General features: G+C 29.9%; 1 protein-coding gene. It reads left to right on the forward strand.

The features are described from left to right. A partial coding sequence (locus AMN78_RS00885; protein WP_075533745.1) for a trans-sulfuration enzyme family protein occupies nt 1-1,000 on the forward strand: 1,000 nt, incomplete at its 5' end. Nucleotides 1,001-1,154 lie beyond the last annotated feature (154 nt).

Genomic DNA, 1,154 nt, shown 5'->3' on the forward strand with positions numbered 1-1,154 from the left:
TGAACTTGAGAATATTTTAAAAGAATTAGAACAGGCTTATCACGTTTTTCTAACAGGCACAGGATTTGGAGGAATTGCTTTAGCATTAATGGCTCTATGTAGACCTGAAGACGAAATTTTAGTTTCAGACAATGTTTATGGCCCTACAAAAGAAATATCCCAAGAACTCATGAAAGAATTTAAAGTTAATGCCAAATTTTACAATCCTGACTCTTTAGATGATTTAAAAAGAAAAATATCAAATAAAACAAAAATGATTTTAGTTGAAAATCCGGGGAGTAATACTTTTGAATTTCAAGATTTAAATAAAATTGTCAAGTTAGCTAAAAGAAAAAAAATTTACACATTGCTCGACAATACCTGGGGAACACCGCTTTATCTTAAACCATTGAAATTAGGATTTGATATGTCTTTTTGCTCTGCTACAAAATATTTTTCTGGTCACTCAGATGCTATGGGTGGTTCTCTCGCTGTAAATAAAAAAGTTTTTAAAAAAATAATGTTCTTCTATAAATTATCAGGATACAGAATGTCAGCTGATGAGGCTTACCTAATCATTAGAGGTTTAAGAACTTTAGATACCAGACTAAATCAACATTATGAGAATACAAAAACTATAATTAAATTTTTAAAAAGACAAAAAAAAATTAAAGAAATATTATATCCGCATAATTCTTCAAGCAAAAATTATAAACTTTGGAAAAAATATTACTCTGGAGCCACAGGTTTGCTATCTATTGTCGTAAAAAGTAAAAAAAAATCTTCGGTGATCGCCTTTGTAAATTCTCTTAAATTATTTGGAATTGGCTATAGCTGGGGAGGTTTTGAAAGTCTAGCTATTCTTCAAGAGATTAAAAGTTCAAAAAAAGATGAATATTTAAGAGGGCGCCAATTTTATCGATTTAATAAAGACGAGCACATTGTAAGACTTCATATTGGCTTAGAAGACCCAAAAGATTTAATTAATGATTTAAAACAAGGATTAAAAAAAATTAAATGATTAAAAATTTTTTCCCAAACAAAACTGCATTATATGCCTTGGTAGCTGCTTGCTTTGTTGTTTGCACTACGATGGGAGTTAGACAAACATTTGGACTTTACTCTAGCGAATTTGAGACAACAGCTGGAACATCAAATACTGAATTTGGATTAGC

Source organism: Candidatus Pelagibacter communis, from assembly GCF_001179945.1.
Classification (GTDB): domain Bacteria; phylum Pseudomonadota; class Alphaproteobacteria; order Pelagibacterales; family Pelagibacteraceae; genus Pelagilacustribacter; species Pelagilacustribacter ubique_A.